23 protein-coding genes are annotated in these 23,252 nt (G+C 70.9%); 12 read left to right on the top strand and 11 right to left on the bottom strand.

Annotated features, from left to right (window positions below; genetic code table 11):
- Positions 1-30: 30 nt before the first annotated feature.
- The gene (locus Q1A98_RS17795) at positions 31-645 is read right to left on the bottom strand and encodes a TetR/AcrR family transcriptional regulator (RefSeq protein WP_299575936.1); all 615 of its coding nucleotides are present in this window, start codon (positions 643-645) and stop codon (positions 31-33) included.
- A gap of 50 nt (positions 646-695) precedes the next feature.
- Between Q1A98_RS17795 and Q1A98_RS17800 the strand changes: the two genes are divergently transcribed.
- The gene (locus tag Q1A98_RS17800) at positions 696-1,538 is read left to right on the top strand and encodes an NmrA family NAD(P)-binding protein (protein ID WP_299575937.1); all 843 of its coding nucleotides are present in this window, start codon (positions 696-698) and stop codon (positions 1,536-1,538) included.
- On the top strand, positions 1,535-1,924 hold the full coding sequence (locus tag Q1A98_RS17805) for a nuclear transport factor 2 family protein (protein ID WP_299575938.1): 390 nt from the start codon (positions 1,535-1,537) through the stop codon (positions 1,922-1,924). Before Q1A98_RS17800 ends, Q1A98_RS17805 begins: the two co-directional genes overlap by 4 nt.
- Before the next feature lie 4 nt (positions 1,925-1,928).
- Here Q1A98_RS17805 and Q1A98_RS17810 read toward each other — a convergent pair whose 3' ends face one another.
- A complete protein-coding gene (locus tag Q1A98_RS17810) occupies positions 1,929-3,761 on the bottom strand; it encodes a hypothetical protein (protein ID WP_299575939.1) in 1,833 nt (610 codons plus the stop codon).
- 35 nt (positions 3,762-3,796) lie between these two features.
- Between Q1A98_RS17810 and Q1A98_RS17815 the strand changes: the two genes are divergently transcribed.
- Positions 3,797-4,120 (top strand): chorismate mutase, encoded by a 324-nt coding sequence (locus Q1A98_RS17815; protein ID WP_299575941.1) that lies wholly within the window; start codon positions 3,797-3,799, stop codon positions 4,118-4,120.
- The gene (locus tag Q1A98_RS17820; RefSeq protein ID WP_299575943.1) at positions 4,117-5,502 is read left to right on the top strand and encodes a sulfatase; all 1,386 of its coding nucleotides are present in this window, start codon (positions 4,117-4,119) and stop codon (positions 5,500-5,502) included. Before Q1A98_RS17815 ends, Q1A98_RS17820 begins: the two co-directional genes overlap by 4 nt.
- A gap of 10 nt (positions 5,503-5,512) precedes the next feature.
- On the opposite strand, the gene Q1A98_RS17825 is transcribed toward Q1A98_RS17820, so the two are convergent.
- Positions 5,513-6,361, bottom strand: a complete 849-nt coding sequence (locus Q1A98_RS17825) for a helix-turn-helix transcriptional regulator (protein ID WP_299575945.1) — start codon at positions 6,359-6,361, stop codon at positions 5,513-5,515.
- Positions 6,362-6,463: 102 nt separating this feature from the next.
- On the opposite strand from Q1A98_RS17825, the gene Q1A98_RS17830 reads away from it, so the two are divergent.
- On the top strand, positions 6,464-7,228 hold the full coding sequence (locus Q1A98_RS17830; protein ID WP_299575946.1) for an SDR family NAD(P)-dependent oxidoreductase: 765 nt from the start codon (positions 6,464-6,466) through the stop codon (positions 7,226-7,228).
- Between the two features lie 8 nt (positions 7,229-7,236).
- Here the strand turns inward: Q1A98_RS17830 and Q1A98_RS17835 are convergent, their stop codons facing one another.
- The 3 genes from Q1A98_RS17835 to Q1A98_RS17845 are packed head-to-tail and all read right to left on the bottom strand — an operon-like array spanning position 7,237 to position 10,633.
- The gene (locus Q1A98_RS17835; RefSeq protein ID WP_299575948.1) at positions 7,237-8,232 is read right to left on the bottom strand and encodes an LLM class flavin-dependent oxidoreductase; all 996 of its coding nucleotides are present in this window, start codon (positions 8,230-8,232) and stop codon (positions 7,237-7,239) included.
- 27 nt (positions 8,233-8,259) lie between these two features.
- Positions 8,260-9,792, bottom strand: a complete 1,533-nt coding sequence (locus tag Q1A98_RS17840) for a long-chain fatty acid--CoA ligase (RefSeq protein WP_299575950.1) — start codon at positions 9,790-9,792, stop codon at positions 8,260-8,262.
- Between the two features lie 37 nt (positions 9,793-9,829).
- Positions 9,830-10,633 (bottom strand): SDR family oxidoreductase, encoded by an 804-nt coding sequence (locus Q1A98_RS17845; protein ID WP_299575952.1) that lies wholly within the window; start codon positions 10,631-10,633, stop codon positions 9,830-9,832.
- Between the two features lie 212 nt (positions 10,634-10,845).
- On the opposite strand from Q1A98_RS17845, the gene Q1A98_RS17850 reads away from it, so the two are divergent.
- Both Q1A98_RS17850 and Q1A98_RS17855 read left to right on the top strand, forming a co-directional pair.
- On the top strand, positions 10,846-11,466 hold the full coding sequence (locus Q1A98_RS17850; RefSeq protein WP_299575953.1) for a TetR/AcrR family transcriptional regulator: 621 nt from the start codon (positions 10,846-10,848) through the stop codon (positions 11,464-11,466).
- Positions 11,467-11,595: 129 nt separating this feature from the next.
- Positions 11,596-12,735, top strand: coding sequence for a PQQ-dependent sugar dehydrogenase (locus Q1A98_RS17855; protein ID WP_299575989.1), 1,140 nt, complete (start codon positions 11,596-11,598; stop codon positions 12,733-12,735).
- Between the two features lie 14 nt (positions 12,736-12,749).
- Here the strand turns inward: Q1A98_RS17855 and Q1A98_RS17860 are convergent, their stop codons facing one another.
- Positions 12,750-13,631, bottom strand: a complete 882-nt coding sequence (locus tag Q1A98_RS17860; RefSeq protein WP_299575954.1) for a formylglycine-generating enzyme family protein — start codon at positions 13,629-13,631, stop codon at positions 12,750-12,752.
- A complete protein-coding gene (locus tag Q1A98_RS17865) occupies positions 13,628-14,482 on the bottom strand; it encodes a Stf0 family sulfotransferase (RefSeq protein WP_299575955.1) in 855 nt (284 codons plus the stop codon). The genes Q1A98_RS17860 and Q1A98_RS17865 overlap by 4 nt, the downstream gene beginning before the upstream one ends.
- Positions 14,483-14,624: 142 nt before the next feature.
- Between Q1A98_RS17865 and pgi the strand changes: the two genes are divergently transcribed.
- The 4 genes from pgi to Q1A98_RS17885 are packed head-to-tail and all read left to right on the top strand — an operon-like array spanning position 14,625 to position 19,423.
- Complete coding sequence (gene pgi, locus Q1A98_RS17870) at positions 14,625-16,370, top strand: glucose-6-phosphate isomerase (protein WP_299575956.1); 1,746 nt, start codon at positions 14,625-14,627, stop codon at positions 16,368-16,370.
- Positions 16,371-16,377: 7 nt separating this feature from the next.
- On the top strand, positions 16,378-17,682 hold the full coding sequence (locus tag Q1A98_RS17875) for a hypothetical protein (protein WP_299575957.1): 1,305 nt from the start codon (positions 16,378-16,380) through the stop codon (positions 17,680-17,682).
- Positions 17,683-17,725: 43 nt separating this feature from the next.
- Complete coding sequence (locus tag Q1A98_RS17880) at positions 17,726-18,655, top strand: mechanosensitive ion channel family protein (protein WP_299575958.1); 930 nt, start codon at positions 17,726-17,728, stop codon at positions 18,653-18,655.
- Between the two features lie 60 nt (positions 18,656-18,715).
- Entirely contained in the window at positions 18,716-19,423 is a 708-nt protein-coding gene (locus Q1A98_RS17885; RefSeq protein ID WP_299575959.1) for a hypothetical protein, read from the top strand.
- Positions 19,424-19,427: 4 nt separating this feature from the next.
- Here the strand turns inward: Q1A98_RS17885 and Q1A98_RS17890 are convergent, their stop codons facing one another.
- From Q1A98_RS17890 to Q1A98_RS17900, 3 genes are all read right to left on the bottom strand, one after another.
- Positions 19,428-20,549, bottom strand: a complete 1,122-nt coding sequence (locus Q1A98_RS17890; protein WP_299575960.1) for a diguanylate cyclase — start codon at positions 20,547-20,549, stop codon at positions 19,428-19,430.
- Between the two features lie 112 nt (positions 20,550-20,661).
- Positions 20,662-21,402, bottom strand: a complete 741-nt coding sequence (locus tag Q1A98_RS17895; RefSeq protein ID WP_299575961.1) for an SDR family oxidoreductase — start codon at positions 21,400-21,402, stop codon at positions 20,662-20,664.
- 10 nt (positions 21,403-21,412) lie between these two features.
- Positions 21,413-22,300 carry a DNA-formamidopyrimidine glycosylase family protein gene (locus tag Q1A98_RS17900; RefSeq protein WP_299575962.1) on the bottom strand — a complete coding sequence of 296 codons (888 nt, stop codon included), beginning with the start codon at positions 22,298-22,300 and terminating at the stop codon, positions 21,413-21,415.
- A gap of 18 nt (positions 22,301-22,318) precedes the next feature.
- On the opposite strand from Q1A98_RS17900, the gene Q1A98_RS17905 reads away from it, so the two are divergent.
- Complete coding sequence (locus Q1A98_RS17905; protein ID WP_299575963.1) at positions 22,319-23,095, top strand: 3'(2'),5'-bisphosphate nucleotidase CysQ; 777 nt, start codon at positions 22,319-22,321, stop codon at positions 23,093-23,095.
- Positions 23,096-23,252 lie beyond the last annotated feature (157 nt).

Here is a 23,252-nt window from a genome sequence, read left to right on the forward strand (position 1 = left end):
CAGACGGCGCGCGCCATGCGCACAGGTGTTCTATCGCGATGGCGACACTCCCGCACTGATCGCGGCGATCGTCACCGCGACCAACCGGTCGATGTACCCGTCGTCGATCTCGCCGCGGGTGACGACCAATCGCCAGTAGAGCGGCGCGAGGACGAGGTCGGCGGCGAGTTCGCGGTCGCAGTCGACGGGGAGTTCACCGCGGTCGACGGCGCGGTCGATCATCGCGATCCCGCGGTCGCGTCGCACCGACCCGACGCGCTCGTGCAGGGCCCGCGCGAAGTCCTCGTCACGGACGACGCGGGCGAGCAGGTCCGACACGATCCGCGCGACGGTCGGTTCGGCGAGGTGTTCGGCGCACCGGCCGAAGAAGGCCCTCAGGTCCTCGCCGAGGGAACCGGTGTCCGCCCACAGCTCGGTCGCCGTGGCGTACCCGCCCAGCACGTCGAGGATCATCGACTCCTTGTCGGGCCATCGTCTGTAGATGGCCGCCTTTCCCACCCCCGCCCTGCTCGCCACGGCGTCGATCGAGGTCCGGTCGACGCCGCGAGCAGCGAGTTCGACGACGAGGGCGTCCCGGATCGCGTCACTGGTCTCACTGCTGCGCGCTGGGCCGGATCGACGCGAACTGGGTACGGGGAATGCCACGAGGTCAGCATACGAGACGATACGGTCTCGTCTCGTGTAGGCTCCGCGACATGCCCACGCCACAGCTCCCGGTCGCCGTCATCGGTGCCACAGGCACCGTCGGCTCCCGCCTGACGCGTCAGCTCCATGGGCGCGGCGTCCCCGTCCGCGCCGCGAGCAGGTCGGGCACCCACCACTTCGACTGGACCGACGACGCGACGTTCCGCCCCCTGGTCGAGGGCGCGTCCGCCGTCTACCTGCTGCCCCCGGTCGGGTCCGCCGCACCCGCGGACCCCATGGGCCGACTGGTGCGTGTCGCGCTGGAGTCGGGTGTGCGCCGCTTCGTCCTGCAGAGCGCGTCGGTCATCGACCGCGGTGATCCCGGCCTGGGCGAGGTGCACGACCTCATCGCGAGCGAGACCCCCGAGTGGGCGGTGATCCGCCCGTCGTGGTTCATGCAGAACCTCGAACCCGGCCACTACCTGGGCGACCACCTCGCCGCCCACGACAGCCTCCCCACCTCGGTCGACGACGGCCGCGTGGCGTTCGTCGACGCCGAGGACATCGCGGCGGTGGCCGCCCACGCTCTCGTCGACACCACCGCGCATCAGGCAGAGCACCTCGTCACCGGCCCCGAGGCACTCACCTACGACGACGTCGCGGCCGCGCTCTCCGATGTCACCGGGCGGACCATCGTGCACGAGCGGGTCACCGTCGATCGCGTCGAACAGCTGATGCTCGCCGCGGGGATGCCGTCCGACTTCGTCCCGTTCCTCGCGGGGCTCGAGAACCATCTGCGCGTCGGCGGCGAGGGCACCGTGTCCGACGCGGTGGCCACCGTCACGGGCCGCCCGGCTCGGTCTCTGCGCGAGTACCTCACCGCGAACGCCGCGATCTGGCGGAGAGCGGCATGAGCGTTCTGCCACCTGTCCACCGACGCCACCTGCAGGCGGCCACCGGCGACGTCTCCGCACTGGTGGACATCTGGGAGCCCGACGGGACGCTCGAGTTCCCCTACGCCGGCTCCCTCGGGACGCCCACCCGCCTCGTCGGGATCGACGCGATCGTCGGCTATTTCGCCGCACTGACCGGCTGGAGCGACTGGGAGTTCAGCGACGAGGTGGTCCGCCGCGTGGCGAGCCCCGACGACGGCGAGGAGTGGGTCGTCGAGATGCACGGGTCGGCGGCCACGGGCGACGGCGGTCGCTACGAGCAGGACTACATCGTCCGGTTCGCCGTCGGCTCAGACGGGCGCATCCGCTGGATGCGCGAGTACTGGGACCCCACCCGGCTCCCGTGAGCGGTCAGCCCAGCAGCGCCGGGTCGTACACCTCGCCGACCTGGCCCGCCGAGAAGTGCACGCCGAGGCCGGGGGTCAGCGGTCGCACGGAGACGGTGTCCCCGGACCCGCGTGCCTGCACGTAGAGCGGGTGCAGACCCGACCGCACCGGCACGGTCACCGGCGCACTGTCGCCGATGCGCACCTCGATCCGCCCGTCACCGGTCGCGCAGTACCCGACCGCCACGGTCCACCGCCACCGGATCAGCGGACCGTCGAGCGGGATCGCCGTCAGCCCCGTCACCTCCGGTCTGGCGCATGTCCCCGATCCCGCGGCGAACGCGCGGGCCCGGGTCACCGCACCGTCGGTGCGACGGCCCCGCGGGTCGAGCACGAGGAGTCGGTCGGTCCAGTCACCGAAGGTCGGCCGGTCGTGGAGTCCGGCGAACACCCGCGAGATCTGGTTGTCGGGGTAAGCGACGGGCAGCAGCACCTCCAGCGGCAGCGCCTGGTCGAACATGCGGGCGTCACGCATGCCGGCGAGCGACGACGTGGCGGTCCGCAGGTAGGCGCCGGTCGGGTTGTCCGCCCAGCTGTGGGTGAACGCGACGGTCGACGCGACCGACGACATCAGCACAGCGAACGTCGCGGCGACACCCACGGTGCCGGCACGCCGCGGGGAAACCGCCCGTCGTGACGGTGACGACAGGACGAGTGCCGCGGCCACCGCGATCACCAGTGCGCTGTCGGGCAGGTAGCGCAGTGTCTGCGCCAGCTCCAGCGCGGTGCCCGTGCTGCTGCGGTTCCACGAGACCAGGGCCTGCGCGACGACGACGTATCCGGCCGTTGCGAGGACGACGAGTCCTGCCCCGCGTCGCAGCACGATCGCGGCGATCACGACGCCGACGACCACCACGGCCGACGCGACGACGAGACCGGTCGACACGACACCGAACGGTGGGCTCGGGTTCCACCTGGCCCACGACCACGGCCCGCCGAGCAACGCGGGCAGAACCCCCCGCGTGAGGCCGCGCCACACCAGTGCCCACGTCTGCGACAGCGAGTGGTCGCCGGCCGCCGGGTGGGCGAGCACGACGAACCCGACCGCCCACACCGCGGTCACCCCGGCGAGCGCACCCCACAGCGCCCGCGATCGCGCGAGTGCTGTCCGGACGGTCTGCGTCCCGCCTACCAACCGGTCCCGACGGACGCAGAGGACCGCCACCATCAGCGCGATCGGACCGATCAGCGCGGCCTTCTCGAAGAACGCCACGCCGACGGCGGCGACGATCGCCGACCGGATCGCCAGGGTCCGCAGCGCCACCGGCGGCGCCGCCCGGCAGGCGAGTACGGCGTCACCGGCCACCCACGCCGCGGCCGCGAGGAACGGCAGGCTGTTCAGCCCCGCCGCCCACCACACCGACGCGGGCACGGTCATCGGACTGGCGAGGAACAGGACGAACACGGCGAGCGTCGTCGGCCGCACTCCCCCGACGATGACGAGAAGACGCCCGACCACCAGCGACACGACCGCCTGCCCGACGACCAGCGACACCGCCGCGACCGGCCAGCTCAGCGGGGCCACCGCGGTGAGGACACGGGCGACGGCGAACGCCGCGGGCATCACGTGCCCGTCGTGGTTCTCGAACAGGTAGCCGAGTCCGTCCGACGAGCCCGCCCGCGCGATCAGGATCAGGTCGTCCCAGTAGAAGTCGCCGCGGACCAGCGTCCAGATCCGCAAGCCGAGCTGGGCTACCAGCGCGACGGCGGCGAGGAAGACCAAGGCGCGCGCAGGAGGCCGCCGCAGAGCTGCGGGCGCACGGGCGGCGGGGACCGCCGTCGGCGTCGAGAGGGCCACGGACCGTGTGTACCAGCCGTGGCAAGATCAGCAGGATGGAGACCCCCGACACGTCTGACGGTGACACCGGGATCGACCTGTCCGCCTACGACCTCGGTCCCGACGTCGAGCACATCGGCGACGACATCGACAAGCTGCGCGCGGAGATCGACCGCCTCGACGCGATCATCCTGGCCGCGGTCACCCGTCGCAGCAACGTCTCCAAGCAGGTCGGACGCACCCGGATGGCAGCGGGTGGCCCGCGGCTGGTGTACAGCCGGGAGGTGAAGGTGCTCGAACGGTTCTCCTCGCTCGGCAGCGAGGGCCACACGCTCGCGATGCTGCTGCTCCGCCTCGGTCGGGGACCGCTCGGACGATGACCTCCGACCGCGAGAACGTCCTGTTCGTCCACTGGCACGATCTCGGTCGGCATCTCGCGTGTTACGGCGCGGCCGGCGTCGTCAGCCCACACCTCGACGCACTCGCCGCCGACGGTGTCCTCCTCGCCGACGCGCATGCCGCGGCCCCGCTGTGCTCCCCGGCGCGCGGAGCGGTGTTCACCGGTCGCTACCCGCACTCGACTGGCCTCATCGGCCTCGCGCACCACGGTTTCGAGTATCACGACGACGTGCAGACCCTCCCGGCGATCCTGTCGCGGGCGGGCTGGACCACGCAGCTGTTCGGCATGCAGCACGAGAGTTCCGATCCCGCCCGGATCGGGTTCGACGACTGGGACGTCTCGGACTCCCGCTGCGACCAGGTCGTCGCGCGCAGCCAGGAGTGGTTGCGCGCCCACGCATCCGACGGTCCGTTCCTGCTCACCGCCGGGTTCTTCGAGACCCATCGGCCCTACCCCGCCGACGAGTACCCGCCGGAGGACCCCGCCGGGGTCACCGTGCCCGATTTCCTCCCCGACGCGCGTCCCGTCCGCGAGGACATCGCAGGGCTGCAGGCGTCGATCACGAAGGCCGACGCTGCTGTCGGCCGACTGCTGGCGACCGTCACCGAACTCGGCCTCGACGAGACCACCTGGATCGTGTTCATCACCGACCACGGCGTCGCCTTCCCCCGGGCGAAATCGACGCTGTACGAGGCGGGTACCGGGGTCGCCTGCATCATCCGCCCACCGACGTCCCGTCAGGTGCACGCGCATCGCTACGACGACCTGTTCAGCGGTGTCGACCTGTCCCCCACCATCCTCGACGCACTCGGGCTCGATGTGCCCGACGACATGGAAGGGTTCTCCCACGCGAGCGAGATGTTCGGTGAGCCCGCCGGATCCGTCGTGCGGTCAGAGGTGTTCACCGAGAAGACATTTCACGACAGCTTCGACCCGATCCGTGCGGTGCGCACCGCGACGCACCGCTACATCGAGAACTACGCGCGCCGGCCCGCCCTCAGCCTCCCGTTGGACATCCTCGACAGCCCGTCCGCGTTGGCGCTCGACGGCTCCCAGGACCTCCCGCGACCGGAGCGCGAGCTGTACGACCTGCGCGTCGACCCGCTCGAGCGGGTGAACCTCGCCGAGGATCCCGCGCACGCCGACATCCGCGACGACCTCGCGTCCCGCCTGCACACCTGGCGGACCGAAACGGGCGATCAGCTCCTCGACGAGACGACGGGCACCGCGATCGCCGCGGAGTTCATGCGCCGCCACCACGCCCAGCTCGACACCGACGCCGCACGCGAGAAGACCCGCAGCCTCCCCTCGCGTCGACCGCTCGGCGACCAGCGTCAGCTGAAGCGCACCCAGCGGGACTGACCGCGACGCCTCACGCGCGCACACCCGACGCCCGCCACGACGCGAGCAGGGGCAGAGCGCGGGCGGTGTCCGAGTCGGGTTCGACGGTGTAGATCACCAGGCGCTGGTCGAGATCGTGCGGGTCGACCACCGTCTCGATGGCGAAACTCAACGGCCCTGCGACGCTGTGGCGGAGGTGTTTGGTCAGCGAGGTGCGGTCGCTGACGGAGTTGTCGTCCCACCACCGCGCCACATCGGGGTCGGCGGCTCGCAGCTCGGCGATCAGCTGCACGAGCTGCGTGTCGTGTGGTCGCCGCCCCGACTCGAGCCGCAACGACCCGACCGCCGCCTCGGCGAACGCGTCCCAGTTGACGATCACGTCGCGGGCGCGGGGATCGGTGAGCAGCCAGTGTGGGAACGATGCACCCGGCGGCATGGCCGTCTCGATGACCGCCTCCAGCATCGCGGTGCGTGCCAGGACGTCACCGCGATGGCCGAGCAGGATCGCAGGGAGTCCGTCGAGCGCCGTCATCACCCGGAGCAACCCCGGCGCGGGACGCTGGTGCTCGGCCGGGCGGGACCGCGACCGACCCGGTGCCCCGGATGCGGCGGCCAGAGCGTCGAGATGCGCGATCTCGGTCGCGTCGAGGCGCAGCGCGCGGGCGAGAGCTGCGCGGACCTGCGGGCCCACGTGGCGTTGCCGGCCCTGCTCGATCCGGCTGTAGTGGTCGACGGACATGCCGGCGAGATACGCAAGTTCCTCCTTGCGCAGTCCGGGCACACGCCGCGGACCTGGGAACGCGGTGATGCCGGCCTCCGCCGGGGTCAGCCGGTCACGCCGAGCGCGGAGGAACCTCCCCAGAGAACCGTCACCGTCCACGTGGTCGACAGTAGGCACCGCGCGCCGGATGAGGGTGGTCATACGGTGCCCCGGCAGAGCACGTCGTGGCGGACGTCGCCGGCGGGATGTTGTGTGGTCGGCATGAGCACACCGACAACAGCACGGCGCACCGCACTCGTCACCGGCTCGACGAGCGGCATCGGGGCTGCGACCGCCCGGGCCCTCGCCGCCGACGGCATGCATGTCGTCATCACCGGCCGGGACCGCGCTCGAGCACAGGCGGTCATCGACGAGATCACCGACGACCGAGGATCCGCGGTCTTCGTGCCGAGCGACCTGACAGCGGACCCGGACGAGTTGCGCGCGTTCGCACATGCGGCCGTCGTGGCCGCAGGGGGCCACCTCGACCTGCTGGTGCACAACGCTGCGGTGTGCATCGTCAAGGACACCCCGGGGCTCGACGACGACGAACTCCAGACGACCTTGGCGGTCAACGTCCGTGCGCCGCATGTCCTCACCGCCGCCCTCGCCCCCGGGATGGTCGAGCGCGGGTCCGGCTCGATCATCGTCATCGGATCGTGGATGGCCGAGGTCGGCCACCCGTTCGTGGGTCTCTACGCCGCCAGCAAGGCCGCGGAACAGGAGCTCGCGCGGTGCTGGGCGGCGGAGTTCGGACCCCGGGGGGTACGGGTCAACTGTGTCGCGCCCGGGGCCACCCGCACCCCGATCAACGACGAGACCTCCGACGCGATCGACGCGCTGACCGCGGTGATCCCCGCTCGTCGATCCGGGACCCCCGACGACGTCGCGGCGGCCGTCGCCTGGTTGGCCTCGGACGCGTCGTCCTACGTGCACGGCACCGTGCTCGAGGTGGACGGCGGGATCACCGCCACGCATTCGTCCTGACGACGCCCCTACATCGACTCGATCTTCGGCAAGATGTCGTTCTTGAGGCGCTTCATGTCGTCCATCGACTTCTCGGTCGGCACGTCGGCGAACGGCGGCCACATGAGGAGCTTGGTGAGGCCGGCCTCCCGATAGCGCTTGAGCATGTCGGTCACCTGTCGCTCGGATCCGACGAGCAGGTTGGTCGCCTTGCCGGCCGGGGTGTCGTCCATGTCGACGTCGGTGATGACGGTCCAGATCATGCTGGCGATGTCGAGGTCGTCGACCGTCCGTGAGGTGTCGAGCGCGTCGAGTTCGGTGGCGATACCCGAACGCCAGGAGGCGATCTCCTCGGGCGAGTCCTGGATCCCGATCCACCCGTCGAGGCCGTACTTCGCCACCCGCTTCGCCGCGCGCTTCGCGTCCTTCAGACCGCTGAAGTACATCGGCGGACGCGGGGACTGCAGCGGCTTCATACCGAAGCCGCTCGGCCCGAAGTCGGCGAACTCGCCGTGGTACTCGAACACCTCGTTGGCCCAGATGCCCTGCATGATCTCGATCGTCTCGCGCAGGTGCTGGTGACGCCGCGGGAAGATGTGGGCGGCACTCGCGGCCGCGAACTCCTCGGGCATCCAGCCGGATCCGACGGCCACGTTCAGGCGGCCGTTGCTGAGGTGGTCGATCGTCGCGAGTTCCGCGGCGAGGACACCGGGCGCGCGGTACGGGGTGTCGATGATGCTCATCCCGATGCGGACCTCCGATGTCTTCGCCGCCAGCCAGGGGATGAGCGGGAATCCCTGCAAGAACTCGCCTCTCGACGAGACGGGCAGCTGCTTGGGCAGCTCGTGCATCATGCCGAACGCGTACTCCATCTCGGCGCGGTCGGACGCCTCCGGGACGATGATGCGGTCGAGGGTCCACACCGACTCGTATTCGAGGTCCTCCGCGAGTCGCGTCATGTCCTCGAGCTCGGCGACGGTGATCTTCTCACGGAAGTTGGGCAGGTACAGGGCGAGTTCGAGCATGGGGTCCTCCTCGGGTGGATCGGATGGTCAGTGCGGGGCGAGCGCGGAGCGGATGTCGGTCTTGAGGATCTTCCCGACGGTCGAGCGGGGCAGGTCCGGCCAGACCTCGATCTGTTTGGGCGCCTTGACCGACCCGATGCGGGACTTGACGAAGTCGATGAGGTCGCCGGGGGTCGTCGATGCGCCGTCGTGGAGAAGCACCACGGCCGTGACCTTCTCGCCCCACTTCTCGTCGGGGAGTCCCACGACGGCACAGTCGCGGACGGTGTCGTGGGCCATGAGGGCCTGCTCCACCTCCGCGGAGTACACGTTGAAGCCACCGGTGATGATCATGTCCTTGGCCCGATCGACGATGAACAGCAGTCCGTCGTCGTCGAGGTAGCCGATGTCACCGGTGTGGTGCCAGCCGTGGGATGACGCGGCCGCGGTCGCCTCGGGGTTGCGGTAGTACCCGGCCATCACCAACGGCCCACGGACGCAGACCTCCCCGCGCGTACCGGTCGGCACGGGTGTGCCGTCCTCGTCCAGGATCGCAACGGCCACCAGCGGCGACGGGAAACCCGCCGAGGCGAGCCGGGTCTCGTCGATGCTCCCGTCGGGCGATCGGTGTTCGTCGGGTGCGAGCGTGGAGATCATCATCGGCGCCTCGGACTGGCCGAACAGCTGCGCCATCGGACCCATCCGGTCCAGCGCCTCGGCCAGGCGGGTCGTCGAGATGGGTGCCGCGCCGTACCAGAAGCATTGCAGCGAGGACACATCCGTCGTGTCGAGCGCCTCGTGCGCGAGAACCATGTAGATCAGCGTGGGCGGCAGGAACGTGTGCGTGATCCGGTGTCGCTCGACGAGCGCCAAAAACTCGCCGACGTCAGGGTGGTCCATCACGACGATCTCGCCGCCGAGCGCCATGATCGGGAAGCAGAGCACCCCGGCCGCGTGGGTGAGCGGCGCCAACGCGAGATATCGGGGGCGGCCGTCGAACGGGTAGCGCATGAGGACGATCGACGACATCGTCTGCAGGTTGCGGTCGGTGAGCATCACACCCTTCGGCCGGCCGGTCGTGCCGCCTGTGCCGACGAGCGCGACCACGTCCTCGACGGGCCGGTCGTCCACGGCGTGGTCGGCGGCGGCCGCCGCACACCAGTCGTCGAAACCGACTGCGCTGTCGTCCGTGTCGCCGAAGCGCACCCGGGTGGTGAGCGTCGGCAGCCGTGGGGCGATCTCGGCGACGAGGTCGTCGAACGCGGGCTGGAACAGCAGGGTGGTGCAGTCGAACAGTTCGAGCAGGTCGGCGTTCTCCTGGGCGGCGTTGCGAGGGTTGATCGGACACCACACCGCGCCGGCGCGGGCGATGCCGAAGATGCACGCGAACGAGGTCGGATGGTTGGCCGAGAGGATGCCGACCTTGTCCCCCGGCCGCACGCCCGACCGCCGCAGCGCCCGGGCCACCGCGTGGGACAGGTCGACGACGTCGCCGTAGCTCATCGACTCGCCGCGCAGCGTCAGGCACGGCGCGTCAGGCCCGAGCGATGCGCCCTTGTCGAGGTAGAACGCCAGCGTCACAGGCGAACCCGACCTCGGTGCGGGGACCGGAGGGGTCTCACATCCCCATCCCGCCGTCGACGGGGAGGCCGGCACCGGTGATGAACTTCGCCGCGTCGGACGACAGGAAGACCACGGCGTCGGCCATGTCGTCGACCTGCCCGAGACGTCCGAGTGGGGTGAGCTCGGCGACCGCGCCCGCGGCCGCCTCGGGCGACTCGAACAGGCCGAGTCCCGCCGTCTCGACGGCGAGCTTGTTGCCCATGGCCGTCGGGGTGAGGCCCGGGTAGATGCAGTTGATCCGGACGCCGTAGCCGAGCTTGCCGGACTCGGCCGCGGCCACACGGGTCAAACGGTCGATGGCGGACTTCGACGCGGAGTACATCGCGATCCCGGGGAATGCGATCGTCGCGGCCACCGAGGCGATGTTCACGACCGCCCCACCGGCGCCCGCTGCCCCGCCGGGACGCATCGCGCGGAACGCGTGCTTGATGCCGAGCGCGGTGCCGAGGACGTTCACCGAGAGCAGGGTCGACGCCGCGTCGGCGTCGAAGTCGACGAGCAGGTCGGTCACCTCGACGCCGGCGTTGTTGACCACGATGTCCAGACCACCGAGAGCCGCCACCGCGGCCGATGTCGCCGCCTCCCACTGGGAGTCCTCGCGGACGTCGAGGTGGACGAACTCGGCCTTCGCCCCCGCCGACCGCAGACCCGCGACCGTCTCCTGCCCGAGGTCGTCGTTGATGTCGGCGACGGCGACCGCCGCGCCCGCCTCCGCCAGGGCGGACGCCATCCCGGCACCCAGGCCCTGCGCGCCGCCGGTGACCAGCGCCGTGCGGCCGGAGAGGTCGTAACTCGTCATGGGGTGTGCCCTTCTGTTCGAAGCGCGCCCGGCGCATGAGGCCGGTCACGATCAGCGGTGACTGCGATCGAGATCACACTAGGAACGTGCTTTGACAGGTGTCAAGGATTTTGTGGACACCTGTCAAGAATTCTCAGGACAGTCGTCAAGACATTCGCGTCCGGCTCACCCGAGATGCACGTCAGGACCGATTCGGGCCGTACACTCGGCCGATGACCACAGCCACGCGACCTGACGCGCGGTCGGGCCTGCGGGGCCCGGACAAGTTCGCCGCGCGGCGCAGCGAGCTCGCGACCGCGACGCTCAAGACGCTCGCCGAGCTGGGCTACGCGCGCACCAGCCTGCGGGAGATCGCACAGAACTCGGCGTTCTCACACGGCGTGCTGCACTACTACTTCCGCGACAAGCTGGACCTCATCGCCGAGGCGGTACGGATCTTCGAGGCCGTGTGCGTCACGCGGTACGACGAGGCCGTCGCCTCGGCGACCACCGCCGAGGAGCTCCGCCGCGAGTTCTCGACCATGTTCGTCGCGACGTTGCAGTCGGATTCGTCGCTGCACCGCCTCTGGTACGACCTGCGCAACCAGACCCGGTACGAGGCGTCGTTGCGCGACGAGGTGAGCGAGATCGAGGCCCGCCGGACCGACATGATCTGGAACGTCGTGAACCGGTACTGCGAGCTCCGTGGGGAACCGGCACGACTGTCCCGGCAGCTGGTGTACGTCACCCTCGACGGGATCTTCCAGCAGGGGCTCGACAACCTCCTCGACGGCACCGACCCCGAGATGACCCACGCGCGAACACTTCTCGACGAGGCCTTCGACGCCCTCTGACGGACGTCGGGCACGGCGGCCCCAGATCGACGGCTCGAACGCCTGTATTGACGTGAATGTCGGAGTTACGGTGATGAAGTGTCGATCAGTCGCAGCTCACGCCGCCTGCACGCCGTCGCGCTCGGCGCGATCACCGCGCTGGGCTGCGGCCTCGCGACGGCCGGGCCCACCCATGCCGCATCACCGCTGTCGGTGAGCACCGTCGCCTCCGGCCTCGACAAGCCCTGGGACGTGGAGGTCGCCCCGGACGGCACGATGATCACCGGCGAGCGGAGCGGCCGTTTCGTCGCGGTACGTCCCGGAGGTGCGACGCTCACGGTGCGGGCCGACCAGTCCCGGCTGTTCGTCACCAACGAGGCCGGACTCATGGGCCTGGCCCTCGACCGCGGCTTCACGTCGAACCGGACCCTCTACTCGTGCCAGGCGGAGAAGACCGCCGACGCAGCGGTGGGCACCGGGTCGCTGGTCAACCTGCCACTACCGTTCCCGAACACCGGACAGGAGATCCGGGTGGTGGCCTGGCGGGTGGCCGACGACTGGTCGTCGATGACCCGCTCGCGCACGGTCCTCGGTGGGATCCCGGTCAACTCCGGTGGCCGCCACGCAGGGTGCGGGCTCACCACCGCAGCCGACGGCACCCTGTGGATCGGTACCGGCGACAACGCCGTGCCGTCGTACCCGCAGAGCCCGACGTCGTTGGGCGGCAAGGTCCTGCACGTCACGACAGCGGGTTCCCCTGCCGGCGGGACGATCCCGGGCACACCGATTCACTCACTCGGGCACCGCAATGTCCAGGGGATCGCGCTGCAACCCGGCACCGGTCGGTTGTACTCGATCGAACAGGGCACCAGCCGCGACGACGAGCTCAATCTGTTGCAACCGGGCGGCAACTACGGCTACCGCCCAGACCGGATCCCGGGAATCTACGACGAGTCCGTGCCCATGACCGACCCCGTGCGCGTCCCGGGTGCGATCGGTGCGGTGTGGTCCTCCGGCGCTCCGACGCTCGCCACACCGGCGATCGCCTTCCTTCCTGCCGGATGGGGCGAACTGTCCGGGGCGGCGGTGATCTCGACCCAGCAGGGCCGGCGACTGGTCGTGCTGACTCTGTCCGACGACGGACGCCGGGTGGTCGAGCGCACTGATGCACTCCGGGACTCGAACGGACGCCTCCGCGGCCTCGGGATCGACCGCGACGGGTCACTGCTCGTCACCACCGACAACGGCGGCGGAGCGGACCGGATCCTGCGCGTTCGCCCGGCGGCCTGACGCCCGCCGCGGGCTCAGCGGCGCGAGACGGTCCGGAAGCCGACGTTGCCGGCGGTCGAGGTGGGGGTGCTGTGGGAGCGGGCGGCGACGCGGTAGCGGCGGCACCAGGAGTCGTCGCAGAGGTATGACCCACCGCGCAGTACGCGCGCTCCCCCGCGCTCGGCACCGGCCGGGTCGGCGTCGGGTGAGCGCCGGTAGTACCGCGGGTCGAAGCGGTCGGCGCACCACTCCCACACGTTGCCGATGACCTGACGCAGCCCGAAGCCGTTGGGCGGCAACGCCGACGCCGGCAGCGTGGGTGCCATACCGACATGCGTGCCCGGCTCGGCGGGGAACGGGGCACCCCAGAACGACGGCGTGTAGATGCGACACATGGTCCGGCCGTCGGGCGACCGCTCGTCCCCCCAGGGGAACCGCGCCCCGGGCAGCCCACCGCGCGCGGCCATCTCCCACTGCGCCTCGGTGGGCAGCGCGCGACCGGCCCACGCGCAGTATGCGATCGCGTCGTCGAAGGACACGTGCACCACAGGGTGCTCGTCGAGGCCGTCCACATCCGACGCCGGACCGGCCGGGTGCCGCCAGTCCGCGCCCGCGACGGCGAGCCACCACGGGGCGTCGAGCGAGGCGCCGAGTATCGCCCGGTCCTCGGGGGCGACCAACGCGTGGAACACCGTCGACGAGCCCGCCGTCTCCGCGGTGGTGGTGTGGCCGGTGTCCGCGACGAACGCGGCGAAATCGCGATTGCGGACCGTGGTCTCGTCGACGGCGAACCCCTCGATCACGACCGTGTGCACCGGCGTCTCACCGTCCGGCGGGAGTCCTTCGCCGTGGGTGTCACCCATCGCGAACCGTCCGCCCGGCACCGGGCGCTGGTCGACGACGTGGCGCGCGCTCACCGCTCCGTGGCGGGGACGGCGTGGGGGTGCGCGGTCGAGACCGGATAGCCGTGCTCGGCGGCCTCCTCGCGGTACCGCGCGACCCATTCGCGCGATCGGTCGTCGCCCTGCCGGTGCAGCGGTGGGGGCGGCGCGAGCTGCGGGTCGAGGCCGAGGACGTCGAGGACCCGGCCGGTGGTCGCGGTCGGGTCGGCGACGAGTTCGTCGAACTCGATCCGCACCGGATCGATCCCCTCCCGGGCGAACCAGCCGTCCCACGCACGCTGCTGCGCGACGATGTACTCGGCGAGATGGGCGATCGCGCCGAGGTGGTACTGCGCGTGCTTGTCGCGCTCGGACGCGCCGGCCGTCCACTCCTGGGTCTGCACCGCCCGCCACATCGACACGGCTTGGCCGGCGACGTCTGCGCGATGGACGTACACCCAGACCGGGTCGACACCGACCACCGCACCGACCGCCTCGCGCAGGAGGGGCTCCCGCCCACCGAGCAGGTCCCGGACCCGGTGACACAGCACCGACGTCTGGTTCCACATCAACTTGCCGCCCCACACTCCGTTCGCGCCGACACCCTGCGCGCGCACGTCGTCGCGCCAGTGCCACGCGTCGCGGGTGTCGGGACGACCGGGTCGCACGGGTGCGAGGAGCGCGTCGATCGCGGGGTCGTGGACGCCGACGAACCAGTCCGGCGACTGCGGCGGAAGGGACGTGTCGGGCAGGTACTCGAAGAATTCCGCAGGACGCCCGGCGACGCCGGTGACGCGCAGCGACTCGACGAGCAGCGTGCTACCGCTGCGCTGGCTCGCGCACACCAGATAGGCACGATCGAGTTCGGGACGATCGGGTCCGCTCACCGCCCCAGACTAGAAGCCGGACCATCGACGCGCGCCCCGTGTACCCCACACCGCCCACGGTGATCCGAACCCGACGCCACTAGGCTGGGCATCACCGGGGGGACCCCGCATCGCGGGACCGCGAGTTCGAAGGGTCGGATGCATGGCGAGCGAGCGCACGAGCAGGAACCAGGCCGAGCCGAGGCCCGAGGACCACCAGTCGGGGCACGACCACGACGTGACCGGCAGCACCGCCTGGCGGGAGCTGTCGGCCCATCAACCGCACGTGTACGCGATGCACCTGCGGGAGGTGTTCGCCGTCGACCCCGACCGCGGACGCGAGCTCACCATCGACGTCGGCGACCTCCACATCGACTACTCCAAGCACCGCGTGCTGCGCGAGACGCTCGACCTGCTGTTCTCGCTGGCCCGCGAGACCCACCTCGAGGACAAGCGCGACGCGATGTTCTGGGGCGAGCACATCAACACCTCCGAGGACCGCGCGGTGCTGCACACCGCGCTTCGGCTGCCGAGGGAGGCGACGCTCAAGGTCGACGGGCAGGACGTCGTCGCCGACGTCCACGAGGTCCTCGACCGCATGGGCGCCTTCACCGACCGTCTGCGCAGCGGTGAGTGGACCGGCCACACCGGCGAGCGCATCACCACCGTCGTCAACATCGGCATCGGCGGGTCCGACCTCGGCCCGGCGATGGTCTACCAGGCGCTGCGGCACTACGCCGACGCCGGCATCTCCTGTCGGTTCGTCTCCAACGTCGACCCCGCCGACCTCGTCGGCACCCTCGCCGACCTCGACCCGGCCACCACCCTGTTCGTCATCGCGTCGAAGACCTTCAGCACGCTGGAGACCCTCACCAACGCGGCCGCGGCGCGCGCGTGGCTGCTCCGCGGGCTCGGTCTCGACGAGTCGGACACCAAGAACGACGCCGTGGCCAAGCATTTCGTCGCCGTCAGCACGGCGGCCGAGAAGGTCGCCGACTTCGGCATCGACACCGATCAGATGTTCGGGTTCTGGGACTGGGTGGGCGGCCGCTACTCGGTCGACTCCGCGATCGGGCTGTCGGTGATGGCCGCGATCGGCAAGGAGGCGTTCGCGGACTTCCTGCACGGGTTCAACGTCGTCGACCGCCACTTCCGGTCGGCGCCGCTGCACCAGAACGCGCCGGTCATCCTCGGCCTGATCGGCCTCTGGTACAACAACTTCTGGGGCGCTCAGTCGCGGGTGGTGCTGCCGTACTCCAACGACATGGCGCGGTTCGCCGCCTACCTGCAGCAGCTGACCATGGAGTCGAACGGCAAGTCGGTCGACTCCCACGGCCACCACGTCACCACCGACACCGGTGAGATCTTCTGGGGCGAACCGGGGACCAACGGACAGCACGCCTTCTACCAGCTGCTACACCAGGGCACGCGTCTCGTCCCGGCCGACTTCATCGGATTCGCCACCCCCACCGACGATCTGCCCGTCGAGTCGTCCGACGGCGGCGAGCCGGGGTCGATGCACGACCTGCTGATGAGCAACTACTTCGCGCAGACCAAGGTGCTGGCGTTCGGCAAGACCGCCGACGAGATCGCCGCCGAGGGTGTCGACCCGCACGTGGTGGCGCACAAGGTGATGCCGGGCAATCGTCCGTCGACATCGATCATCGCGCCCGAGCTGACGCCGTCGGTGCTGGGCCAGCTCATCGCGCTCTACGAGCACCAGGTGTTCGTCGAGGGCGCGATCTGGGGGATCAACTCCTTCGACCAGTGGGGTGTGGAGCTGGGCAAGACCCAGGCCAAGGAGTTGCTGGCCGTCCTCGAACAGGCGGAGGCCCCTGCGCAGCAGGACGACTCGTCGACCGACGCGCTGATCCGCTGGTACCGCGAGCACCGGGGTCGGAGCGTCTGATCCTCTCGTGACACAGCCGGCGGCCACGCGCTTCTCCGTGGTGGACGACATGTTCTACCGCGGCCACCACGGGCGGGGTCCATCGTCGGTGATGCAGGGTGTCTGGCGGTTCACCGAACGCGTCGAGCCCGACGACCTCGCCGCGATGCACGCCGCGTTGTCCGCCGGGGCCCTCACGCGCCGGGTGTACTCGTCGCGGGTGCCCTTCGCGCGGCGGTGCCTGGTCGGCGGCGCGCGCGTCACGCCACTCGTGGTCGACGAGATCCCGATCCCGTCCGACAGCGTGGTCACCTGGGCGGACGAGCGGGCGTGCACCCCGCTCAACGTCGACCACGGACCCGTGTGGGAACTCGCGCTCGGCCACGTCGAGGGCGGCGGATCCGTTGTCACGCTGAGTTGTTCACATCTCGTCACCGGCGGTGTGGGGATGGTGGCGATCGCCGAGGCGTCGCTGGCCACCGGCCCCACGGTGAGCGATCCCCCGCCACCACCGGCGCCGCCGCGACTGCGTGACGACCTCCGCGACGCGATCACCCTGTGGTTCCACGTCGTGGTCGCGGTGGTGATGTCGCTCGCCCGTGCCTGCGTGGACCGCACGGTCCGTGACGAGCTGCTCGGGGCGGCACACACCACCGCGGCGGCCACGCCCACGCTCGCACAGGCAGTGCACCGCACCACCGTCGTCGACGTCGATGCCGACGACTTCGCGGCGGTCGTGGAGCGCGAGAACACCACGGCCACCGCCGTGTTCGTCGCGCTGGTGGCCGCGTGCGCGCGGTCGGTGCACAACCGGGACACGGTACGGGTCGCCGTGCCCGTCGCGATGCCCGACGGGTCGGTCGGCAGCTCCGTCGTGACCGTCGCCGCCGACGACGCACTCCCCGACCTCGCCGAGCGGATCCGCCGTGTCGCGGCCCGCGCGCGCGAGCACGCCGTCGCCTCCGACGCCCGGCCGTCGGATCCGCTGGCGGCGGTCATCGGTTCGCCCGGCGGTATGCCCGACGAACTGATGCAGCTCGTCGGCGACCGGATCGCCGCCCGCGTGACCGGCGACCCCGGGATGGACGACGGCCTGGCGTCGAGCCTGGGTGTGCTGCCCGACGCGTTCCTCGGCGTGGGCGGTCACCCGTCGGACGGCCTCGCGGTGCGCGCCGTGACGACGAACCGGTCCGCGGCGAAAGTCGGTGTCGGGGCGTGGATGGCACGGTCGTCGGCGCGCGTCACCATCGCCTTCGATCTGACGGGCGTCACCGACGACGACGTGATCGCAAAGACGCTGCGTACCTGGGGGCTTCGCCACCGACCCTGGTGAGCCCGGTTTCGTTCGTCCTGTCCGATCCGTATGGTCGGGGCCGATGACGACGGACACACTCGCATTCACCTGGACAGAGACCAACCGACACTGGCTGATCGAGACGCCCATCCGGATCGCCGTCTACCTGGTGGTCGCCCTCCTGGTGCGCTGGGTGGCACACCGGATGATCAACCGGGCGACGCGACGGCCCCGCGGCGTCCGCCCCGAGTCGCCGAAGGCGGTGCCGGCCCTCGTCCGGCACCTGCGCGACCGGACGCCGGCCGGTCTGCGCGACCCGACGGTCGTCGAACGCCGCCAACAACGCGCGGAGACCATCGGCTCGGTCCTGAAGTCCGTCGTCTCGGTCATCCTGCTCGTCTGGGTGGTCCTCTCGGTGTTCTCGGTGGTGGGGGTGAACATCGCCCCCTTCCTGGCGTCGGCCGGGATCATCGGGCTCGCCATCGGCTTCGGCGCACAGAACCTGGTGAAGGACTTCGTGTCCGGCGTGTTCATGCTCCTGGAGGACCAGTACGGCGTCGGTGACGTGGTCGATCTCGGCGAGGCGACCGGGGAGGTCGAGACGGTCGGACTGCGGATCACCACCGTCCGCGACATCGACGGCACGCTCTGGTACGTCCGCAACGGCGAGATCGTCCGCGTCGGCAACATGAGCCAGGACCACGCCGTCGCCCGCATCGAGATCCCGGTCGGCCACGACGCCGACGTCGCGCGGGCGCAGGTCGTCGCGCTGAGCGCGGCGCGGGAGGCCGTACGCGACGCCGCCGTCGCCGCCGACGTCCTCGGTGCGCCGCAGATGCTGGGGGTGCAGGACATCTCGGCGACCACGGTCACGCTGCGGATGACGGTCACGACCTCCCCCAGCGCGCAGTGGGCGGTGGCTCGCCGCATCCGCGAAGCCGTTCTCCTGGCGTTCGACGAGCACCAGATCGCCCGCCCGGCCACAGCCGCCCTCGCTGCCGCCGACGTCTGACGGGCACGCGGCGCCGCAGCAATCGCCGGTCCGACGCACCTGGGCCTTTACGATCTGACCATGACAGCGATGCCGTCGGCCGCCGCCGCCCGATCGATACGACGGATGCCCACCCGATGGGCGGGCGCGGTGGTCGCCGCGGCGGGTGCGGCCGCACTGGTCGCCGGGTGCACCTCGGGGACGACCGCCGACGAGTCGGGCACTCCTGCGCGGCCCAGCGTGTCCGTGCCGGTGTCGGCGAACGTCACCGCCCCCGCCGGTCCCGTCGACCGCACCGCGCCCGGCGCGACGTTGCAGTTCGGACAGAGTGCCTACCTGCCCGCGAACGCGTTCCGGCCCGGTGGGCAGCTCGCGATGGTGACGGTCACGGGGATCGAACCCGGTGTGTCCGGCGACCTCCCCGAGTCCGTGACCGACGGCGGCGTCCCCTTCTACGTGCACGTCACGGTCACCTCGTTGGTCGACCGCATCGTCGACGTGCCGTCGGTGGTCGGTCTGGCGGGCAGCCCGGACGGCAAGACCGCGACGCGGTCCGTCGACCCGCCCGACGGGCTGCGCCAGTGCGTGCAGACGGACCCGCCGAAGAACCCGACCCGCGGACAGTCGTGGGCGACGTGCTTCATCGCCGTCGCCGACAACGGCGTCGAGCTGAACCGGGTCATCTACTGGGCCCAGACGACGACCGACCCGGCCGACGACTACAAGGCCACCCCGGTCGTGTGGTCGGCGCCCGGCACCCCTGCCGCGTCGGCGGCGCCGACCTCCTGAGGCGTCACCACGACTGACCACCCTGGTGGTGGTGGACGCGGGTGCGCACGGTGTTCCCGCCCGACCGCTTCGCCTCGTACATCGCGGCGTCGGCCAGCTCGGTGTAGAGCGACGTGGTCATCAGGCGACCGGCACCGGTGATGTCACCGGTCATGTGGACCACCCCGACGCTCGCGGTGACGACGGGATCGGTCACCGTCGCGATGGTGTGCAGGACGTGGTTGGCCAGGCGCTGCGGATCGGTCCAGCGCAGGCTGTCGGCGATGACGAACTCGTCGCCGCCGATCCGCGCGACGACTCCGCTGGTGCCGACCGCCTGACGCAGTCGCGCGGCGATCTCGGCGAGCACGACGTCCCCGTGCCGGTGTCCCCACCGGTCGTTGATCTCCTTGAAGTTGTCGAGGTCGGCGACGATGATCGCGACCCCGCGGTCGTTCATCGCCGTCATCCGCTCGAGCGCGCGGTCGAGGCCGCGGCGGTTGAGGACACCGGTCAACGTGTCCACCTCCGACGCCGCCGCCTCCGACGAGAGCGTCTCCAGCAGGAACTGCGTGGCGATCGGGACGGCGACGAGGGCGGCGATCACCTGGGCGACGGCGACGGTGGCCAGAGCGGTCCCGGACTGTCCCGACTCCACCGTCCACCAGGCGACGAGCACCGTCGTCACGACGGACAGCAGCAGGTGGCCGATCAGCATGCGGGCGCCGTGGAACACGGCGATGTACCCGGCGATCACCCCGAGCACCGTGCAGCCGTAGATCCCGCCCAGGGACTTCGACTGCGCGACGATCCCGGCGACGGTCGCCACGTCACACGCGACGACCCACAGTCGTGACCGCGTCGCCGACGGCCAGGGCAGCAGCACCCACATCGCGGCGGCCCCCACGCCGAGCACCGCGCTGACGACGCCGATCGCCGTCCACACACCGGAGGTGTCGCCGCCGCTCACGTAGACGATCGGCACGAGGCACAGCAGGCCGCTGGTGACCGCGACCAGGAGCCGCGCGGGGTCGATGAGCTGGCGGTCGGCCAGATATGCGCTGAGGAACGCGAACTGGTCGCTGCGACGCCACCAGTGGCCGAGGACCCAACCGAGCTGTTCGAGCGCCACGGGCAGTCGGATCACGACTCCCCCTCCATCGCCCTCGCCCCCTGCGACCCGGGCATGCCGTCACACCCGCCGTGCACTGTGACGCCGCACAACCTGCGACGTGCGCTGATGCTAACTCACACCGCAGTCACACCATGCGGCGTGTGATGACCCCCGGGAGGTGGCTCAACGCCAGGTCGACGGCGGTCCACGGCCACCGCGGCACCGCCTCGCGCAGCGGCTCGCGTTCCACCGCGGCGACGAGGGCTGGGACACCCTTGTCCCGGTCGACCATCATCGGACTGCGGACGCCGGCGTTGATGTCGGTGGAGATGTACCCGGGCAGCAGGATGCTGACCCGGATCGGCGACGAGCGCAGCTCGGCCTGCAGCCCCTCGCCGATCGCGGTGAGGCCGGCCTTCGACGCCGAGTAGGCGGTCTGCGCCTTGGGCAGGCCGCGGACCGCACTCATGGAGCTGATGAGCACGAGATGGCCGTGGTCCTGGGCGCGGAAGATCGCCATGGCCGCCTCGACCTGCGCGAGCGCGCCGATGAGGTTGGTCTGGACGGTCTCGATGTTGGCGTCGGCACGGCCGGTTCCGAGCGGGGCGCCCTTGCCGAGGCCGGCGTTGACGATGATGCGGTCGAGCCCGCCGAGTCGGTTCGCGAGGTCGTCGAAGACGACGGGAACACGGTCGGTGTCGGTGACGTCGAGTTCGGCGACCTCGACGGTCTGTGCCGAGCCGGACAGTTCGGCGGCGAGGGTCTCGAGGCGGTCGACGCGGCGAGCGGCCAGTGCAAGGGAGCGGCCACGCTGCGCGAAGGCGCGGGCCATGCCCTCGCCGAGACCGGAACTGGCACCGGTGATGAGGATCGACTGTCGGGTCACCGGGGGGAATCTACTTGAGCAGCCGCGACATCCGTCGATCGGCGAGCACCTTCCCGCCGGTCTGACAGGTCGGGCAGTACTGGAACGAGCGGTCGGCGAAGGAGACCTCGTGCACTGTGTCGCCGCACACCGGGCAGGGCATGCCGGTCCGGGCGTGCACGCGCAGCCCGGATCGCTTCTCCGACTTCATCGTCGCCACCTCCTGGCCCTCCAGTCGGACGATCGCGTCGGAGAGCACGGCGTGCATGGCGACCCACAGCCGCTCGACGGCGTCGGTGTCGAGGGACTTCGCGGTCGCGAACGGCGAGAGCTTCGCGGTGTGGAGGATCTCGTCGCTGTAGGCGTTGCCGATCCCGCTGATGATCCGCTGGTCGGTGAGCAGGGTCTTGACCCGCGAGCCGGTCCCGGCGAGCAGGGCGGCGAACTCCTCGCGCGTCAGGGCGAGCGCGTCGGGTCCGAGGGACGCGATGCGGTCGACGTCGGCGACGGCACGGACGATCCACACGGCGAGGCGTTTCTGGGTGCCCGCCTCGGTGACGTCGAACCCTTCCCCGGGCAGACCACAGTGCACCCGCAGCGCGATCGGCCCCTTGCCGCCCGGACGTGGCGGTGTCTGCGACAGCGACGTCGACCACCGCAGCCACCCGGCCCGCGAGAGATGGATGACGAGATGGATCGGATCCGGGTCGGGTCCGGGCTCGGCGGGGTCGGTGGTGATGACCAGGTACTTGCCGATGCGGCCCACCCGGGCGACGACCCTCCCGGCGAGGGCGGAGTACGGCGGGTCGGCGGTCTTCAACACGGCGAGAGAGGCGACGTCGACCCGTCGGATCGGCAGTCCGGCAGCGCGACCGTCGACGTAGTCGGCGATGGCCTGCACCTCGGGCAGCTCCGGCATGGCATCTAGTCTGCACTGATGGCGAGGACTCCGGGGGCGGACTTCGGGGCGAGGGGTGTCCGGGCGACGCTCGACGACGCCGGGTTGGCCGCGTCGATCGCGCAGGGCGCGGGTGAGCTGCTGGTCGCCGCGCGCCACGACAGCCTGCTGGAGGGACGTCTCCTCGGCGACATGGGCGACGCGTTGGCGCAGGCCTGGATCGCCGCGGTGCTGCGTCGGCACCGTCCGGGCGACGCGGTGCTGTCGGAGGAGGCCCGCGACACCGGTGAACGCCTGGGAGCACAGCGGGTCTGGATCATCGACCCGCTCGACGGCACCCGCGAGTACGCCGCCGGCCGCGACGACTGGGCGGTGCACGTCGCCCTGACCGTCGACGGTGTACCCACCGACTGCGCGGTCTCACTACCGGCGACGGGTGAGCTGTTCTCGACCGACGACGTCGCGATCCCCGACGAGGCGTCGGGCCGGATGGTCGTCTCGCGCCACGGCCTCACCTACGAGACCAGCTGGGTCGCCGACCGACTCGCACTGCGGCCCTACTCCCTGGGTTCCGCGGGCGCGAAGGCGATGGCCGTCGTCCGAGGCGACGCCGACGCCTACGTCCACGGCGGGGGTCAGTACGAGTGGGACAACTGCGCACCCGTCGGTGTGGCCGCCGCAGCGGGGTTGCACTGCAGCACCTTCGACGGGACGCCGTTGCGCTACAACCACCCTCGGCCGTATGTACGCGACTTCGTCATCTGTCGGCCCGAGATCGCCGACCGTGTCCTCGCCGCCCTCGACGAGATCTTCTGAACCGCCCCCACCCCGATCCGCCGAGCGTGCACCCGATCCCGTCGAGCGTGCGGTACATCCCGCCCACCGTGCGATAGATCCCGCCGAGCGATGCTCCTATAAGAGTCAAGTCGCCAGCGGGGCATGTGGTGCGGTGATGTGGTGGTGGATTTCGCGG

Source organism: uncultured Williamsia sp., from assembly GCF_947494875.1.
Taxonomy (GTDB): domain Bacteria; phylum Actinomycetota; class Actinomycetes; order Mycobacteriales; family Mycobacteriaceae; genus Williamsia_A.

What these genes read in the sequence shown, in the direction of transcription:
- Q1A98_RS17800 (WP_299575937.1), top strand. Translation starts at nt 696, where the DNA reads ATGCCCACGCCACAGCTCCCGGTCGCCGTCATCGGTGCCACAGGCACC.
- Q1A98_RS17805 (WP_299575938.1), top strand. Translation starts at nt 1,535, where the DNA reads ATGAGCGTTCTGCCACCTGTCCACCGACGCCACCTGCAGGCGGCCACC.
- Q1A98_RS17815 (WP_299575941.1), top strand. Translation starts at nt 3,797, where the DNA reads ATGGAGACCCCCGACACGTCTGACGGTGACACCGGGATCGACCTGTCC.
- Q1A98_RS17820 (WP_299575943.1), top strand. Translation starts at nt 4,117, where the DNA reads ATGACCTCCGACCGCGAGAACGTCCTGTTCGTCCACTGGCACGATCTC.
- Q1A98_RS17830 (WP_299575946.1), top strand. Translation starts at nt 6,464, where the DNA reads ATGAGCACACCGACAACAGCACGGCGCACCGCACTCGTCACCGGCTCG.
- Q1A98_RS17835 (WP_299575948.1), bottom strand. Translation starts at nt 8,232, where the DNA reads ATGCTCGAACTCGCCCTGTACCTGCCCAACTTCCGTGAGAAGATCACC.
- Q1A98_RS17845 (WP_299575952.1), bottom strand. Translation starts at nt 10,633, where the DNA reads ATGACGAGTTACGACCTCTCCGGCCGCACGGCGCTGGTCACCGGCGGC.
- Q1A98_RS17850 (WP_299575953.1), top strand. Translation starts at nt 10,846, where the DNA reads ATGACCACAGCCACGCGACCTGACGCGCGGTCGGGCCTGCGGGGCCCG.
- pgi (WP_299575956.1), top strand. Translation starts at nt 14,625, where the DNA reads ATGGCGAGCGAGCGCACGAGCAGGAACCAGGCCGAGCCGAGGCCCGAG.
- Q1A98_RS17880 (WP_299575958.1), top strand. Translation starts at nt 17,726, where the DNA reads ATGACGACGGACACACTCGCATTCACCTGGACAGAGACCAACCGACAC.
- Q1A98_RS17885 (WP_299575959.1), top strand. Translation starts at nt 18,716, where the DNA reads ATGACAGCGATGCCGTCGGCCGCCGCCGCCCGATCGATACGACGGATG.
- Q1A98_RS17900 (WP_299575962.1), bottom strand. Translation starts at nt 22,300, where the DNA reads ATGCCGGAGCTGCCCGAGGTGCAGGCCATCGCCGACTACGTCGACGGT.
- Q1A98_RS17905 (WP_299575963.1), top strand. Translation starts at nt 22,319, where the DNA reads ATGGCGAGGACTCCGGGGGCGGACTTCGGGGCGAGGGGTGTCCGGGCG.